At 62.5% G+C, this 16,232-nt stretch carries 11 protein-coding genes and 4 pseudogenes; 10 read left to right on the forward strand and 5 right to left on the reverse strand.

The annotated features are described in order from the left end of the window. Positions 1 to 163: 163 nt before the first annotated feature. Together RS901_RS35585 and RS901_RS35590 are read right to left on the reverse strand one after the other, a co-directional pair. On the reverse strand, positions 164 to 661 hold the full coding sequence (locus RS901_RS35585; RefSeq protein WP_316157608.1) for a CHAD domain-containing protein: 498 nt from the start codon (positions 659 to 661) through the stop codon (positions 164 to 166). Beyond that, entirely contained in the window at positions 658 to 2,355 is a 1,698-nt protein-coding gene (locus RS901_RS35590) for an IS1634 family transposase (protein ID WP_316149552.1), read from the reverse strand. Before RS901_RS35590 ends, RS901_RS35585 begins: the two co-directional genes overlap by 4 nt. Positions 2,356 to 2,822: 467 nt before the next feature. Between RS901_RS35590 and RS901_RS35595 the strand changes: the two genes are divergently transcribed. The 8 genes and pseudogenes from RS901_RS35595 (at position 2,823) to RS901_RS35630 (ending at position 9,357) form a co-directional block, all read left to right on the forward strand. Then, on the forward strand, positions 2,823 to 5,039 hold the full coding sequence (locus RS901_RS35595; protein WP_316157609.1) for a glycosyltransferase: 2,217 nt from the start codon (positions 2,823 to 2,825) through the stop codon (positions 5,037 to 5,039). Positions 5,040 to 5,047: 8 nt separating this feature from the next. Further along, positions 5,048 to 5,776, forward strand: a complete 729-nt coding sequence (gene bcsS, locus RS901_RS35600; RefSeq protein ID WP_316157610.1) for a cellulose biosynthesis protein BcsS — start codon at positions 5,048 to 5,050, stop codon at positions 5,774 to 5,776. A 120-nt stretch (positions 5,777 to 5,896) separates the two neighbouring features. Next, positions 5,897 to 7,093: a cellulose synthase complex periplasmic endoglucanase BcsZ gene (gene bcsZ / locus RS901_RS35605; RefSeq protein WP_316157611.1), complete on the forward strand. Its 1,197-nt coding sequence runs from the start codon at positions 5,897 to 5,899 to the stop codon at positions 7,091 to 7,093. A gap of 117 nt (positions 7,094 to 7,210) precedes the next feature. Next, positions 7,211 to 7,624, forward strand: a complete 414-nt coding sequence (gene tnpA / locus RS901_RS35610) for an IS66 family insertion sequence element accessory protein TnpA (RefSeq protein ID WP_316157612.1) — start codon at positions 7,211 to 7,213, stop codon at positions 7,622 to 7,624. After that, positions 7,618 to 7,965, forward strand: a complete 348-nt coding sequence (tnpB, locus tag RS901_RS35615) for an IS66 family insertion sequence element accessory protein TnpB (RefSeq protein WP_316157613.1) — start codon at positions 7,618 to 7,620, stop codon at positions 7,963 to 7,965. Before tnpA ends, tnpB begins: the two co-directional genes overlap by 7 nt. A 36-nt stretch (positions 7,966 to 8,001) precedes the next feature. Further along, positions 8,002 to 8,244, forward strand: a pseudogene (locus tag RS901_RS35620) (transposase domain-containing protein); the annotation flags it as partial. A 172-nt stretch (positions 8,245 to 8,416) separates the two neighbouring features. Next, positions 8,417 to 8,842 (forward strand): IS66 family transposase, encoded by a 426-nt coding sequence (locus RS901_RS35625; protein WP_316157621.1) that lies wholly within the window; start codon positions 8,417 to 8,419, stop codon positions 8,840 to 8,842. Between the two features lie 17 nt (positions 8,843 to 8,859). Next, positions 8,860 to 9,357 carry a hypothetical protein gene (locus RS901_RS35630; protein ID WP_316157622.1) on the forward strand — a complete coding sequence of 166 codons (498 nt, stop codon included), beginning with the start codon at positions 8,860 to 8,862 and terminating at the stop codon, positions 9,355 to 9,357. A 664-nt stretch (positions 9,358 to 10,021) separates the two neighbouring features. Here the strand turns inward: RS901_RS35630 and RS901_RS35635 are convergent. Further along, a pseudogene (locus RS901_RS35635) lies at positions 10,022 to 10,957 on the reverse strand (IS110 family transposase); the annotation flags it as partial. 73 nt (positions 10,958 to 11,030) lie between these two features. Here RS901_RS35635 and RS901_RS35640 point away from each other — a divergent pair. Together RS901_RS35640 and RS901_RS35645 are read left to right on the forward strand one after the other, a co-directional pair. Continuing rightward, positions 11,031 to 12,057 (forward strand): annotated as a pseudogene (locus RS901_RS35640) (IS1595 family transposase). A 205-nt stretch (positions 12,058 to 12,262) separates the two neighbouring features. Beyond that, positions 12,263 to 13,621, forward strand: coding sequence for an IS1182 family transposase (locus tag RS901_RS35645; RefSeq protein ID WP_316153348.1), 1,359 nt, complete (start codon positions 12,263 to 12,265; stop codon positions 13,619 to 13,621). Positions 13,622 to 14,169: 548 nt separating this feature from the next. On the opposite strand, the gene RS901_RS35650 is transcribed toward RS901_RS35645, so the two are convergent. Both RS901_RS35650 and RS901_RS35655 read right to left on the reverse strand, forming a co-directional pair. Continuing rightward, positions 14,170 to 15,291: an IS110 family transposase gene (locus RS901_RS35650; protein ID WP_316157373.1), complete on the reverse strand. Its 1,122-nt coding sequence runs from the start codon at positions 15,289 to 15,291 to the stop codon at positions 14,170 to 14,172. A gap of 130 nt (positions 15,292 to 15,421) precedes the next feature. Beyond that, positions 15,422 to 16,222, reverse strand: a pseudogene (locus tag RS901_RS35655) (IS110 family transposase); the annotation flags it as partial. Positions 16,223 to 16,232: the final 10 nt, after the last annotated feature.

The raw sequence follows: 16,232 nt of genomic DNA on the forward strand, positions 1-16,232 counted from the left end.
GCACGGACGTCATTACAGCAAAGGCAGGCAGCAACTCATCATGCGCCGCATGTTTACGGCCCGACTGGATATTTAGGGGTTGCAGAAAAAGCCGCGGCACGGGGATACCGCGGGCGGGACAAGAGGTCCTGCGCGACGAAATGTAAACAGATGTAAAAACCCTTTATATCAGTGTTAACCACGGTTTGTTACTCATGCGTTGCACGGTTTTCAGTTTGGAAGCGGCTGCGGCAACCGAAGTGCCATATGCAGCCCCAGTTTGTTCCGACTGAAGTGCTGGCGGGCAGACGAGCAGTGGCCGGAATATATCAAGTGCCGAGCGCAGGCAGCGCAAGCCGACACGCAACTGGTGCACGCTTTCCGGATTGGTGCCCTTGACCACACGGCGTTCGTTTCCTGAGATCTGCGCCACGCAGTTCCGGGCAATGTGCAGGAAGATGGCCTCTGCCGAATCCCCATGGGCGAGCTTGAGCGGCCTGCCGCGCCGAGCGTCAAGCGTGTGCATCAGGAACTGGGCGGGAAGTCGCCGCTGCTGATCCAGTGATCCGTTCGGGCGTAAAATATTAAAGTGAAGCTCAGCACTAGCGGTACTTTCGCAAAGCAAGGGGCCGGATCGACGGCTCTTGGCCGTCAATCGTTGCTGAATGGGCGTCGACGTCATACATGAAATAATGTTGGTTCCCACCTCTGCAGCTCGAAGATCTTCACGGCGCGGCGCTGCTCGGCCGTGAGCTCCGGCGCCAGCATCGCCGTTGGCCGTCGTCCCGCTGCCCCGGTCTTCGTCCTCACCAACGTCACCTTGATCTCGGCCAGTCCTTCCATCATGCGACGGGCCGAAGCGTCGGCCCGCAGGGCAATCTTCGCCAAGCTCACGAGCATCAGGCCGAGCACGGTCGCGAAGGTGTGCAGGCGCAGCGATCCGTCGGCCCACTGGTGTGATGGCCCCCACGGAACCACGCCGCCTTTCTTCGTTCTGCGGAACAACTCCTCGACGTTCCACTGCCCTCGGAACGCGTAGACGATGCGCCCTGTACTCCAGGTGTGCCGATCCGTACACAGCACCCGCCTGCCCAGTCGCGTTCGCTCCAGCTCGCGGCGCAATGCGGCATCGACGTGCCATTGCAAGGTCGGTGCCGCTTCGGTTCCGGCGATGGTGGTCACGACGAAGCTCGACAGGTGTTCCCGAGTCAGCGCCTTCTTGACCCGCAGCTCCAGCCGGCTGCGCGTGATGCGACCCTTTTGGACCAACCCCTCCAGCGTGCGCAGTTCCTCCTTCGCCTTGCGCAGTGCCACCGCGATCCCGCGTTTTTGACCCTCGAGCAGCTCCTGGCTCTCCACCACCACGAGCGTGCGGTCCAACTCGCCGACGGTGGTTCGAACCCGCGCTGCCCGCACTTCGCTGAGCTTGCCCGACAGCGGCTTCATCGCACCGCGCTGCGCCGCCATCTGCAGCGCCTCTTGCGCGGCCTTGTGCCCCAGCGGCAACGAGATGAGGCTGTAGTAGCCGGCGGCATCGAGATCGAGTTCCAGTTGCGGGCTCCAGAACCCGCCGTCCCGTACCACCGTGCGCTGCGCCGGCTGCTTGCGACCCTCACCGCTGTCGAGCGCCTCATGCAACTGCGCCAACCCAGCCAGGCACGCCGCGAGCACCGCCTGGTCCGAGCCGTTGCCGGGATACGTCCGATACAACAGCGGCACATGACCCGTCTCGCTGACCAGAAGGCCAAGCCCGACCACACGCAGGTCCTTTCTCTTGCTCTTGGCGTGTCCTCGCCGGGCCAGATCGCCGGGCGTCTGTGTGTCGATGTGGGTATCGAAGTTCGTGGTATCGAATGCGAGCACGTCCGCGGACAGCTCGAAGCGGGCGATGGCGGCCTTCGCGATGGCCACCTGCGCCTGCTCCAACTGCTCATCGGTCACCTGCTGCGCGACACGATGGAAGGCCTGGCCGGTGAACGCTGAGCCCGGCAAACACGACAGGCGCGGCAGACTCCCGTCGAGAAACTCACCCAGCTCACACTTGGGTCCCGGTGTACACGCGCGCTGAATCGCCACGGCCACCGCCAACTCGCCCACGGACGGGCCGCCTTTGGCGCCAACCCCTGCGCACGCCCGATCAATCTGCCCGATCAGGTCCAATTGCTCGGCCACCCAGATCAACGCCCCGACGTCGCCGACCCCGCGCGTGCCCACCGTTTGGGTCGCACTCAGATCCGCGACTCGCGGCGGCTCGGCCGGTCCCAGCACGACCTGGCGTGCGACGGATCGTCCCCGCTCGGCATCCCACACGGACTGCGCCGCGATGCGGTAGCGATGGCCGTTGACCGTTCGTTCGAAAATGTGCATTTCTTTCATGTAGCATCTTCGAACCAAAGAATCAACCGAAATCCAATACCTACGCCACATTCCGCCTCGGTGCCGCCCCGGAACAACATCAAGTTTGCGAAAGTCCGGCAAGCGGATGGGCTGCCTGCGCATTGCCCGGCGAGGGTCGCAGCGCACTGTGTCCGGGCAATGTGCGGTAGCCAACATTGCGCGTGTCCACGCGGCCCCGTCGTTCTTTATCCTCCGACTAATGAATCGGGCCTGGCCCGGCATGAAGGTCGTGGCGACCGCTGGCCGTGCCGGGACATTCCCTCGGGTAGATGTGCCAATCATTGGCGTCACTGCTGTTGGCGACGCCAGCGTCGGCGCGCCCGGATTGCCGTGAAGCGTTTGGTCACGGAGACCGATCCGCGCCATACAAGAATCAGAGCCGACACAATACCCTCCCTAGGAGTAATGCAATCGCCTGACGCGGGGGATGGCTGGAGGGGAGACAGGTGACGGATGCGCAGTCAGATGAGCACGCGGCGGCGAATGTCCCGGGAACCAGGCAGGGGTTTGCGCTCGAACGGCCGACAGCCCCTGTGCGCGTTCTCATTGCGGTCTACGTCATCAGCGGAATCGTCTACTTCAGTTGGCGAAGCGGCACCGTCAACTCGGAAGTGATGGGATTTTCGCTGACCTTGTATGCAGCGGAGCTGTTCGGATTCGTGAACGGCCTGTTCTACGTGCTGATGACGTTCCGGCTGAGTATTCGCGAGGCGCCGCCGCCCTGGTGCGGCGCCAGTGTCGATGTCTTCGTGCCCACCTACGACGAGTCTGCGGAGCTGGTGCGCCGGACACTCCTGGCCGCAAAGAACATGCAGCATCCCCACGTGACATGGCTGCTCGACGACGGCAATCGCGACGAAATGCGCAAGCTGGCAGCGGAGCTCCATTGCAAGTATCTGGCACGTGTCGTGAATGCGAACGGCAAGGCCGGCAATCTCAACCACGCGCTGCAACACAGCCGGGGCGAATTCGTCGCCATCTTCGATACGGACCACGCACCCCGGAAGGACTTCCTGTCAAAGACGCTCGGATATTTTCGTGATCCGGAGGTAGCGTTCGTGCAGACGCCGCAGGATTTCTACAACATTGACGCCTTCAGCCATCGCGTTGCCGGCGAGGCGGTCTGGAGCGAGCAGTCGGTGTTCTACAAGGTCATTCAGCGCGGCAAGGATACGTGGAATGCCAGCTTCCTGTGCGGCAGCTGCGTGCTGCTGCGCAGGTCCGCGCTCAATGCGGTCGGCGGCTTTGCAGTCGACACCGTGACCGAGGATATCCACACCTCGATCCGGCTCCACAAGAAAGGGTTCCGCTCTGTCTACCATGCGGAATCGCTCGCGTACGGTCTGGCACCACACAACATCGATACCTACCTCAGCCAGCGCATACGCTGGGGCACAGGCGCAATGCAGGTGCTGCGGCAGGAAGGCGTTGTCTTCACCTCCGGCCTGACCCTTGCACAGCGGCTGAACTACCTGGCTTCCATGCTCATCTATTTTGAGGGGTGGCAGAAGCTCGTCTTCTTCATGACGCCGCCGGCGATCCTGATCTTCGGGGTGCTGCCGATCGTCGATTCGACGTGGAATTTCTTCGCGTTCTTTTCGGTCTACTACCTGGCTTCGCTGCTGGTCTATCTCGAACTGGGCAGGGGCTTTGTCTCGTTCGTCCTCAATGAGCAATATGGCATGGCGCGCTTCTTCGCGTTCATGCTGACCATCACGGGCCTGTTCCGGCGAAGGGTGCCGTTCTCCGTGACCTGCAAGGACGTCACCAGGCGCGGCAGGACATGGCTCTGGCTGGCCCCGTCGCTGGGAGTCGGCGTGCTGAATTTCGCCAGCATCCTGGTTGGGATCGCGCGCATGGCACTGGGTCAGCTTCCGCTGGGGGCCGGCGCCATCTCGATCCTGTGGGCAGGCATGACGGTCGGCACGGCTATCCTGCTTGCCCGCTTCAGTCTTCGCGTTGGCAGGCGGGCAGGCGGCGAGTATCGCTTCCCGCTGCGTATTCCATTGACGCTGACGATGCAGAACCAGTCGTTCGTTGGCCTGACGGTGGATCTGTCGGCAAGCAGCGCGCTCTACCGTGGCGAAGTCGTGCCGGCGCTGCCCCGCGAGGCCAACGTCGACGTGGAAGTGCACTTGCCCAACGCTGTCGTCCGCTGCAACGCCGCCGCCACCTTCACGTCCCGGCGCGAAGTGGCCGGGCAGCACGACTGCCTGATCGAACTGCACCTGCAGTGGACGTCGCCGGAAGCGCGACGGATGCTCGATACCTTCCTGTTCGGCAGCAGCCTCCAGTTCGAGATGGGGCGGCTCCGGGAAAGGCAGGCACCGCCATTGACGCGGCTGGCGAGGGCGCTGCGGCGCGATGCCAGCTTGCCCGCCACCGATCACATCTGGGAGCCGGGCCTGCTCTCACAGCCCTGGAACGGGGCGTCAGTGCCGATTGCCGTGGCCTACGCGAACGGCAACACCGGACATGCGCTCTCGATGGTCGCGAGCGGTATGGCGTTCGACGTGCACGCGGAAACGGTGTTGCGGCAGCGTATCGCGGGACGGCAGTCCGAGCAGCGTATCAGCCTGAGTCCGGCGGGAATGCTGGAAACGCCGACCGGCGCGATCCATCTCTACAGCGCAGTGTCAGCCACACCGGCGCAGCAACAATAGGACTGACCATGCGGAGCAACGAACTTGCCGACAAGCGGCCCGTCTGGCGGCGGGCGGCCATGATGCTGGCGGCAACCGGCACGCTGGCGATAGGCGCCGGCGCGGCTACGGCGGCGCCACCGCTGCTTTTTGCGGGCGCCTCCGTCGCGGAGCGCGGGGAGCGGTATGAGTATCTCGGACTCGCCTCTGCGTTTCTCCCGGCCCAATACCTCACACAAAGGCTGATGCTGAGCGACTATCAGTACGGCTATCAATCCGCCGGAACCGATGTGGTAGTCAGGGGGCATGCGGTCGAAGCGGCCTTGGGGATAAAATCGGCTTCCGAAGCCGGCTGGATCGAGGCTTCCGCCGGCTTGCGCTATCGTCACAATGAGGTCCACCCGCCCGGTGTCGACGTGCGTGCCGAAGGGCACAGGTTCGGGCTGGTACTCGGCGTGCAGGGGGAGTGGCAGTTCGCGCAGCGTTGGGCGTTCAACGGGATCGGCACCTATGCGATCGGGCCCGCGTCCTTCTGGGCCAGGGGACGACTGCTGCGCCGCATTGCCGGCAGCGTGTCGCTGGGGCTCGAGGCGGTCGGGCACGGAGATCCTGACTATCGGGCGGTCCAGGGGGGCGTCGTCCTGACGGGGATCAAGGTCACCGAGACCCTCAAGCTGGGCGTCTACTCGGGCGTCAAGAAGACGAGCGGGCAGGCCCGTTCGTTCTATGGCGGACTGGAGTTGAGCAAGGCGTTTTAGAGACGTTGTCAAAATGATCCTGTGTCGTTGCCGTGCGGGCTTACCGGACCAGTTGTATTGTCCGCGGCCGCGCGTCCAGCCAGAACCGCATTCTGACAGCGTCTCTGAGGAGGGCCGCGCATGAACCGCAGCCGGCGGCACTGGATCGCGAGCAGCATTGTCTTTTCCGCAGGCATCGGATGCCATATTCCGTTCGGGCGGTCCGCCGCGCAAGCATCGTGGGCATTATGGGACCGCTATGCCAGCGAAACCGTCAGTGCGGACGGGCGGGTCATCGAGCACGCCCGCGAGGACCGTACCACATCGGAGGGGCAGGCCTATGCGCTGTTCTTCGCCCTGGTCGCCAACGACAGATTCCGCTTCGACACCATACTGGGCTGGACGCTGGACCACCTCTGGATTAACCGCGCGCGGCCGCCCGCATGGCTGTGGGGGCGACGGCAGGACGGCAGCTGGGGCATCGTCGACAGCAATTCCGCCACTGATGCCGATCTCTGGGTCGCCTACGCGTTGCTGGAGGCCGCGCGATTGTGGGAGCGCCCGGCGTACCAGCCGCTTGGCACGCAGATGCTTGCCGCCATCCGGTCCAGCGAGATAGCACGCCTGGCGAACGGAAGCTTCCTGCTGATTCCGGGAAAAAGCGGATTCCGCCTTGGCGAGCAGACCTACCTGCTGAACCCGAGCTACGCACCGGTCCAGTTGCTGCGGCGCTTTGCCAGACACCAGCCCGGCGGGCCATGGCAGTCGGTCGCCGCCAACCAGGTAAGCCTGCTGATCCACAGCGCGCCCGCGGGCTATGCGCCGGACTGGTGCCGCTTCAGGGATGGTACGGGCTTTTCCGTTGAACCAGTCAAGGGTCCCACCGGCGGCTATGACGCTATCCGGACCTATCTCTGGGCAGGCATGCTGAGTCCGGAGGATCCGTCATGCTGTCAGCTGCTGTCCTCGCTTTCCGGCATGGCGAAGACGTTCGCTGCAAGCGGCCGGGTGCCACACTATGTGAACGTGCAGACGGGCGAAGTGTTCGGCCAGGGCCCAGCCGGGTTCTCCGCCGCGATCTATCCGTTCCTGGTCGCGGGGGGACACGACCGGCTCGCCGCCAGGCTGCTGGCACAGATGGAAAGCGATATGGCGGGCCAGTGGCCGGCGCTTGGCTACTACGACCGAAACCTGCTGCTTTTTGCCACCGGGTGGGCTCAGCGGCGATACGGATTCGACGTGGGCGGGTTCCTGCAGTTGGAAGCATTGCCGGGTACGGTCGAGACACCCCCGGTTCCGGAGGGTCAGGCCGCACGCACCTGCTGTCGGAGCGTCTGACCAAGACGGGAGGAGCAGATCTGCTTCACGTGGGACGTAACCGTCAGCGGAACCCGTCTGGCAAGTAGATGGCAGCGATGAGAAGGTAGGAGCTTCACGATCACTGGGAGTGAAGCGATGGCCAATCAGCGGGAAGGCAAGAGCGGACGAGCCGGGGCAAGGTATGACCGCCACGATGAGGCTTTTTGGCGCGATCTACTGGCGCAATGGGGGCGCAGCGGCGGGAGCATCCGCGCCTTCTGCCGGCAGCACGGCTTGGCGGTCAGCACTTTCGGCTTGTGGCGCAAGCGCTTGAGCCACGACCAGCAACCGCCCGTGGCGCCGTCAATGGCATTGACCGCGGACACGGCATTCATCGCCGCGGCAACGGTCGCAGTACCGACTGTCGCGTCGGCGAGCGACTTACTGCCGTCGAAGTCTCGCGACCAAGTGGTCGTCACGCTCGGCGGCGCGCGTATCGAGCTGAGTGGGATGCATGCCGAACGCATCGTGCGCTTCGTGCTGGGGCAGTTGGGAGGCGGCCGGTGCTGATCGGCGGCGATGTGCAGGCTTTCATCTGCCGTGACGCGGTCGACATGCGCAAGTCCATCGACGGCCTATCGTATCTGGTGGAGCCGTTGCTGGCCAAGAATCCGCTGTCGGGACACCTGTTTGTCTTCGTCGGCCGCGATCGATCGAAGGTCAAGATTCTGTATTGGGACCGCACCGGCTTCGCGTTGTGGTACAAGCGGCTTTCGCACGGCCGGTTTCCATCGCCCGCGACGCTAGCCCAGCGTGGCTTCACGCTGGCCGAACTGAACGCTTGGCTCGAAGGCATCGAGATCCCGGCGGTTCGACCCCACCGCACTGTCACGGCCACGCGCGTCTTGTGACTTGTAAACCTGCCGGCGCTGGCGCATCATGGCGCCATGCTTCCAGTACTGACACCCTCCGACCTGCCAGCCGATCTCGAGGCGGTACGTACTCTCGCGCTGGAGCAGAACCGGCTCGCCCGCGCGCTGTGGGAGCAACTGGAGATATTGAAGCACCAGGTCGCGCAGCTTAACCGCGCGCAGTTCGGCGCCAGTTCCGAGCGCCTGCCGGGGCAGGCCGAACTCTTTGCGCAACCGCTGGACCTGCCGACACCGCCGGCGACGCCGGAGGTGAAGGTGGCGTGCCACACCCGCAAGGGCCGCCCGGCCTTGCCCAAGGACCTGCCGCGCACGCGCATCGAATACGACCTGTCCGAGGTGCAGAAGGCAAGCTTCGATACCCTGGAGCGCATCGGCGAGGAGCGCAGCGAGACGCTGCACTATCGCCCGGCTGTATGCCATCGAGGCCGGCATCAAGGACAAGCCACCGGATCACAAACTGGCCGTGCGGCAGGCGCAATCCGTGCCGCTGCTCGCCCAGTTCCACCAGTGGCTGCTAGGCAATGCCCATGGCTTGCTGGCCAAGCAGCCGTTGGCGCAGGCCTTCGGCTATGCACTGCGACATTGGCAGGCCCTCGTGCGCTACACCGAAAGCGGCATCCTGGAGCCGGACAACAATCGCCTCGAGCGCGCCATCCGCCCAATTGCCGTTGGCAGAGCGAATTTTATGTTCGTGGGCTCGCCGCGTGGCGGGCGTGCCGCCGCGACGATGTACTCGCTGCTGGGTACCTGTCGCCTGAATGGCATCGAGCCCTATGCCTGGCTCAAGGATACCCTGGAGCGCCTGCCAGCCCACCCCATCAGCCGGGTCCACGAACTGCTACCGCTGCCACGCTAACCGGTAAACTGGGCGTCATGGACATTCTTGACGCCCTGCGCCTCGCCCCGAGCGCCGACCTGTACCGCTTGTATCTGACCATCGGTCGGATGCTCGACGATCCGAAGCGGATCCTGGAGAGCCGCCGGCACCTGCATATCGGCATGACCGTCAGTTACGTGGCCGACGATCTGACCCAGCCGGTGCGGCAGGGCCGCATCCTCGAACTGCGGCAGACCCAGGCCGTGGTCGAGGATGCCGCTACGCGCCGGCGCTGGGCCTTGCCCTATGCCGCGGTCATCGCCGATGCCACCGCTGCGGCTCAATCGCCACCGCACGATCCACCGCCACCGCCCCGTGCGCAGCGTGCTGACTTCGTGGTCGGTGACACGGTGGCCTTCACGGATCAGCACCTGCACGAGCGCATCGGCACCATCGTACGCATCAACCAGAAGACCGTGTCCGTGCAGTGCAATCCCGACGAGGGCCACTGGCGGGTCTCCTTCGCGTTTCTGCGTAAAGTGGTCGATCTGTAGCCGTCACCCACCGTCAGAGGATGGCGTCAAGTCCATTACAGATGGGTTCCGCTGACGCTTACGTTTGAGGCGGAATCAGTGTCCAGTTTGCACTGGAATCGCCGTCCAGATTGACGTGGAATCAGTGTCCAGTTTGCCGTGGAATGGGTGTCCAGTTTGGCGCGGAAAACGCATATCCGGCCTTGCTGCAGCCGATACAGACGCTGCGGGCCCCTATGAAATTCGCTGACTCGCACCTCATTCAACTCACGAGCTCAAGGCTCTTATGCACATTCAGGTTTAGCGAGTCCCGGTCCGACCTGTTTTGTCATCACACTCGATTGCCAACGCAACCTTTCGACGTGTCATCCTGCAAAAAAGTTAGTCTCCTACGAGACGCCAACTATATGAACGCCTCCCGTTTGCGAGGCTTTGTGCGCTCTGACGTAACAGGTTGGGTTGCTGCTTTATATCCGGCCTGGTTGCAGCGTGGTTGGCTGCGGGCCCCGATGAAATCCGCTGACTCGCACCTCATTTCCCGTAAGAGCTCGAAGCTCTGAGTCATATACAGGTTTAGCAAGTCACGGTCCGACCTGATTCGTCATCACACTCAATCGCCAACGCAACCTCTTCAACATATCCCTCCGACGCGGACGGTTAATGTTCTCTGCTCGGCGTACGCCGTTCATGCGGGTTTCACACTTACGAAATCCTTCTCGTAGTGCCGATCATGGGCAAGGATCGCCCAGATTGTACGAGCCATTTTGTTAGCCAAGGCTACGAGTACAACGTTCGGTGGTCGGCGTTTTCCGATGCGCTCAACCCATGCCCCGGGATCCTTCGCGTTGTACAACACACCGCGAGCGCCGTGAATCAATAGCGTGCGCAGATACGTGTCCCCCCTTTTACTGATCCCCAGCAAGAGCACCTTGCCGCCGGAACCAGTTTGTCTGGGTACCAAACCGAGCCAGGCTGCAAACTCGCGTCCCGATCTGAACGACTTGGGGTCTCCCATCGTCGCCACGGCTGCGGTCGCTGTCAGCACGCCGATGCCCGGGATGTCGATAATCGCCTTGACAGCCTTATCCTCTCGCATCCATTGTCGCAGCCGCCGCTCGATTGCGGCGATCTGCTCGTCGAGCTTCCCCAGACCGTTCCACTGCTCTCGCAGCGTGTCGATCAGCACGGCCGGCAGGCGTTCGGCGACCCGTGCCAGCACAATCGGCATTGCCTTGTCCAGGGCAATGCGGCCCCGGCCCATCACTTCGCCATACTCGGTCAGCAGACCGCGCAGATTGTTGATCTGCATCGTGCGGAACTTGACCATTTGTTGCCGCATCCGGTGCAGTGCCAGCACGGCCTGCTGCCCTTCAGTCTTCACCGCTACCGATTTTCCGGGCTGCTGCACTGCCAGCCAGATTGCGCGCGCATCGGCTGGGTCGTTCTTGTTGCCAATGTTGAAGGCCTTGACGAATTTGGCGGGCATCAGCTTCACTTGGTGACCCATTGTGACGAGCCGCCGCGCCCAGTGCTGCGACCCACCGCAGGCTTCCATGCCGATCAGACAAGGTTCGCGATTGGAAAAATGCTCCAGAAAGACTGCTCGCTTAAGACGTTTGCTCCGTGCTTATCCGGTTGTCTCCCAAGCCCCCTACCGATAGTATGTTGGTCATCTGTGCCTACCCGGGGCAACCATGGTTATTGACGTGCTTGACCGAAGCGATCTGCCGTTTCCGGGCTCGCTGCCGGAGTTTCAGCAGATGTTTCCAGACGAAGCGGCATGCATGGCCTACCTTGAGCGCGCTCGATGGAGCGATGGGTTCATTTGTGGCCACTGTGGCTTGCTTGATGAGCCGTACCGCTTTGCCAATCGCCCCGGCGTTTTCCGTTGTCGCCATTGCACACGCGACACGAGCCTCACCGCTGGCACCGTCATGGAGCGCACGCACACACCGCTGTCGGTTTGGTTCTGGGCGGCGTATCTGGTCGCCAGTCAGACGCCTGGCATGTCGGCCGTTCAGTTCCAGCGCCAACTCGGCCTGTCGCGTTACGAGACCGCCTTCCAGATACTCCACAAGTTGCGCGCCGGCATGGTGCGCCCCGACCAGGATCGGATCGGTGGCAAGCCTGAGGAACACGTCGAGGCCGATGAGGCCTACGTCGGTGGGCGTACTCGCGGCAAAGGCAGGGGCGTGCACGACATGGTTCTTGTGGCCGGCGCTGTCGAGGTTCGGCAACGCAAGCTTGCCGGCAGCCGCAACAAACGCAAGAGCGCACGGTATGCCGGACGAGTTCGGCTCGCTCTGGTTCCTGACCGAAGTGCCCGGTCGCTGGACGGATTCATCGAGCGTACCGTTGCATCCGGCGCAACCATCATCACCGACGACTGGAGCGGTTATGCCAAGCTGGGCGAGCGCGGCTATGGCCATATCGCCATCGCGCAGCGCGGTGACATGCAAGTGGCCGAAACCTTCCTGCCGATCATTCACCTTGTGTTCTCCAATCTCAAGACCTGGCTGCGCGGTATTCATCACGGTGTCAGCCCGCAGCACCTACAAGCCTATCTCAACGAATTCACCTTCCGCTTCAACCGCCGTTTCTATCCCTTCAACGCGTTTCGCTCCCCTGCTCGGCATCGCTGGTGACGTCACCGCGCCGACCTATGCCGAGCTCTATGCCAAAAAATCGCTACCCACTACATCTAGTAGGTCTGGGAGCTAACCGGATAAGCACGGTTTGCTCATGATCTCGCCGGAGTCCTGGTCGACCCAGTGCACCTGAAAGACGCTTTTTGCAATGTCTGCTCCCACTGGCGTGAGTTTCATTTTGAATCTCCGGTTGGTCTAGGAGTTTGTCGGGCTTTGCAGTCTTCCGCAAGATGACGTTGTCCGAGATAATCGCTGGCGCACAACCAAAGACCTACCCGATGAGCCGCTTCGTTCCCGTAGACCGAGATACCGCGTACCTGTTGCCGCCCTCAGTGGACGAATGGCTGCCCGATGATCACTTGGCGCGCTTCGTAGTCGAAGTCATCGAGCAGCTCGATCTGAGCGAACTGACACGCCAATACGCGGGCCGGGGTTCGGCGGCGCACCATCCCGCCGTGTTGCTGGGCTTGCTGATCTACGGCTATGCCAATGGCGTGCACTCGAGCCGCAAGCTCGAACGCGCGACCTACGACTCGGTGGCCTTCCGCTATGTGGCAGCCAACACCCACCCGGATCACGACACGCTGGCGACGTTCCGGCGTCGATTCCTGAAGGAGGTGGAGGCGCTGTTTGTGCAGGTGCTGGTGCTGGCGCGCGAGATGAAACTGCTCAAGCTCGGGCACATTGCGCTGGACGGCACCAAGATCGACGCGAACGCGAGCAAGCACCGCGCCCTGTCGTGGGGTCATGCCCAAAAGATCGAGGCGCAGTTACGACAGGAAGTGCAGGCCCTGCTTGCGCTGGCCGAGAACAGCGACCGCGCAGCCATCCCGGATGGCATGGACGTGCCGGCGGAGATCGCTCGACGCGAAGACCGCTTGAGCGCGATGGCGCTGGCCAAGGCAAAGATCGAGCAGCGCGCCGCCGAGCGTCATCAACTCGAACAGCAGGAGTACGAGGCCAAGACGGCTAAGCGCAAGTCTCAGCGGGACGCTGGCAAGAAGCCGCGCGGCAAGGATCCCGAGCCACCAGAGGCGGGGCCCAAGGATGGCGATCAGGTGAACCTCACGGATGAAGAGTCACGCATCATGCCCGTCTCGGGGGGTGGCTTCGAACAAAGCTACAACGCGCAAGCCGGGGTAGACACAGAGACGATGATGGTGGTCACCCAGCACGTGAGCCAGGCGTGCAACGACAAGCGCGAAGTCGTGCCCACGCTGGAGCAGATCGCGGCGTTGCCTGCGGTGCTGGGCGAGGTGCGCACGCTGATCACGGACAACGGCTTCTTCAGTCAGGCCAACGTGATCGCGTGCCACGATGCAGGGATCGAGCCGCTGCTGGCGCTAAGGCGGGAGCCGCATCATGCCCCTGTGCTGGAGCGCTTTGCCCCCGATGTGCCGCAGCCCCAGACCACGGACCCGGTTGTGCAGATGGCGCACCGACTGGGCACACAAGCCGGGCGCGCCCTCTACAGCTTGCGCAAGCAGACGGTGGAGCCGGTGTTCGGCATCATCAAACGGGTAATGGGTTGGCGCCAGATGAGCATGCGCGGGCTGGACAAGGCGCAAGGCGAATGGAGTCTTGTGACCATGGCCTGGAACATCAAGCGCATGCACGTTCTGCGAGCGGTTGGATAGCAAAGTGCGCCTCGACTACCCAAAGCCGAGCCCCTAAGGCGCTCCAATGTGCCATCACAGTGCCTCGTCAACCATCAAGAGCGTTCGATCAGCGCGATTGCCGTCCAAAAATCTCGTCGCACCGATCATTCGGATTCGCCCGGGCTCAAGTCCGACGGACTCCTAGGATCCTCATCATCCCCCCAGACGGCCAATGCCTCTACCTCGCCAGAATCCACCGTGGTTGGTGGGTACCGCCTCCCAGGTGGGAGGCGTTCATTCCATTTCCCGTGTCAATAGGGTGGGTTTTCAGGTCTTCTTCTTCATAGGCGTTCACGAATTTCCTGAAGGGCGGCGTAGCAGTAAATGTCGACGGTGGATCACGCTGATATTCGCGGGTTGGCTACCGCATTACAGAGGTCCGTCTCATGAGCCTGCCGCTTTCTTGCTCCGCAAGTCGGCTGATGCCGTTGCCAAACGCGGACGCGGGTTACTCGAATACCGGGCTACGCCGCCCCTCAGGAAACTCTCCCAAGTGTCTGTCAGGTTACGTCTACTGCTACGCGCTGCTAAGCGCTGCGCGCTACGGCCAGGGTCATGCCTAATCGCCCAATGTCCCAGATGAAGCCGACCAGCTCGCGAGCGACAGCAATGACCGCCACGTGTGCGCTCTTGCCTCGCGCCACGAGTTTGCGGTAGCGTCGACACAGCCGCAGCTGTGCGTCCCAGGCTCGATCTATGATGGCCTTGGGAATGCCTTCATGCCGACGCTGAATGTCAATGCTCACGCGGGCCGGATGTCGATAGCTCCAGGCTGATTCGACCAGTAGCTTTCTTGCGTAGCTGTTGCCGGTCTTGGTGATGCTGCCCTGGCGCCGTTTTGCACCTGAGGAATGTTCCGAGGGGGTGACACCGATCCACGCCATCAGTTGCCGTGGATGCTCAAAGCGTGACAGATCGCCTAGCTCGGACACCAATCCCACCGCCGACGTGAACTGGATGCCGCGCATGGTTTGTAAGGCGAGCACTGCCGGGAAGAACCGCCAGTCGACAACGGCTTCACGCAGCGCCACCTCTAGCCGTTCGCATTGCGCCAGCCTGTCCTCAATGGTACGGCGATGTTCGTTGAACGCCAGTTGTTGCCAGGTACTATCGAACGAAAACGTGCTCAGCCAGCGCCGGTGGGCTGGGCCCCAGTTCGCACGACCGAGATAATGGACGCCGTGCGAAAGCAGGAAAGACTTCAGCCTTTGTCGTGCCTGCTTGAGATCCTCCCTGGCCGCAGACCATGCTCGCGCCAGGTCCCGAAACGCTTCGTCTTCTACGGTCGGTACATGCACGGCGGAGAGATCGCCTGCTCGCAGCGAGCGCACCAGCTTGATTGCGTCGCGCCGGTCGGTCTTGACGCGTTCCCCAGGCTTGCGCGGGATTAGCGACGGCGCACACATCATGCAATCGAGCCCCTTCGCGACAAGGTTCCGATGGAGGCCATATCCGCACGGACCCGCCTCGTAGACTACGGAGACACGCCCGGCCTTTGACTGCAGCCGCTTACACAGACGATCTACTTCGGCCTCCGTCGTCCCCACCTTGCCGAGCAGCTCCACCTCGCTCATGCCGATCGCGTAGGCAACCGTGATCGAATCCTTATGAACGTCCAGTCCCACGTACAACGTGCTATCGTCTTTCATGCTGGCCTCCGCGTCGGAAAGAACCGTTGAGTAGGGGCTTCGTGCTCACTCAATGCGGCTCTGGCAGCAATGCTAACCCGCGCCTACTTCCCCACGGCGGCCAGCCTCGCTGCGACGGGAGTCATACTGACTTGCTGATGCCTAGCAGCGTCACCTTGCCGCCTGAGCCCGTTTGCTTCGGCACAAGGCCGATCCAGGCCGCGAACTCCCGTCCCGATTTGAACGACTTCGCATTGCCCATCGTCGCCACTGCAGCGGTCGCCGTCAGCATGCCGACGCCCGGAATTTCCGTAATCGCCTTGACCGCTTTATCCTCTTGCATCCATTGCCGCAACCGCCGCTCGATTTCTGCGATCTGCTCGTCCAGCTTCACCAGCCCGTTCCACTGCTCACGCAGCATTTCGATCAACAATGCCGGTAGGCGATCCGATACCCTGCCCAGCACAGACGGCATCGCCTTGTCCAACGCAGCCCGGCCCTTGCCCATCACTTCGCCGTATTCGGTCAGCAGTCCGCGCAGACTGTTGATCTGCATCGTGCGGAACTTCACCAGTTGCTGTCGCATCCGATGCAGCGCCAGCACTGCCTGCTGTGCTTCAGTCTTGATTGCCACCGCTTTGCTCGGTTGCTGCACAGCCAGCCAGATCGCCCGGGCATCCGCTGCATCATTCTTGTTGCGGACGTTGAACGCCTTGACGAATTCCGCCGGCATGAGCTTCACTTGGTGCCCCAACTTTGCGAACTGCCGCGCCCAGTGTTGCGCACCACCACACGCCTCCATGCCGATCAGGCAGGGTGCACGGTTCGCGAAATGCTCGAGAAACTTCGCTCGCTTGATCGGCTTGTTTACAATCTCTCCAGATTCCGTATCCACGTAGTGCACCTGAAACAGGCTCTTTGCAATGTCGATCCCAACTGGCGTAAGCTGCATTTCTGACCCT

Source organism: Cupriavidus sp. BIC8F, from assembly GCF_032465815.1.
GTDB classification, from domain to species: Bacteria; Pseudomonadota; Gammaproteobacteria; order Burkholderiales; family Burkholderiaceae; genus Cupriavidus; species Cupriavidus necator.

Bases quoted from the DNA above. Each gene is read 5' to 3' on its own strand.
- RS901_RS35585 (WP_316157608.1), bottom strand. From the start codon at position 661: ATGACGTCGACGCCCATTCAGCAACGATTGACGGCCAAGAGCCGTCGA.
- RS901_RS35590 (WP_316149552.1), bottom strand. From the start codon at position 2,355: ATGAAAGAAATGCACATTTTCGAACGAACGGTCAACGGCCATCGCTAC.
- bcsS (WP_316157610.1), top strand. From the start codon at position 5,048: ATGCGGAGCAACGAACTTGCCGACAAGCGGCCCGTCTGGCGGCGGGCG.
- bcsZ (WP_316157611.1), top strand. From the start codon at position 5,897: ATGAACCGCAGCCGGCGGCACTGGATCGCGAGCAGCATTGTCTTTTCC.
- tnpA (WP_316157612.1), top strand. From the start codon at position 7,211: ATGGCCAATCAGCGGGAAGGCAAGAGCGGACGAGCCGGGGCAAGGTAT.
- RS901_RS35630 (WP_316157622.1), top strand. From the start codon at position 8,860: ATGGACATTCTTGACGCCCTGCGCCTCGCCCCGAGCGCCGACCTGTAC.
- RS901_RS35645 (WP_316153348.1), top strand. From the start codon at position 12,263: ATGAGCCGCTTCGTTCCCGTAGACCGAGATACCGCGTACCTGTTGCCG.
- RS901_RS35650 (WP_316157373.1), bottom strand. From the start codon at position 15,291: ATGAAAGACGATAGCACGTTGTACGTGGGACTGGACGTTCATAAGGAT.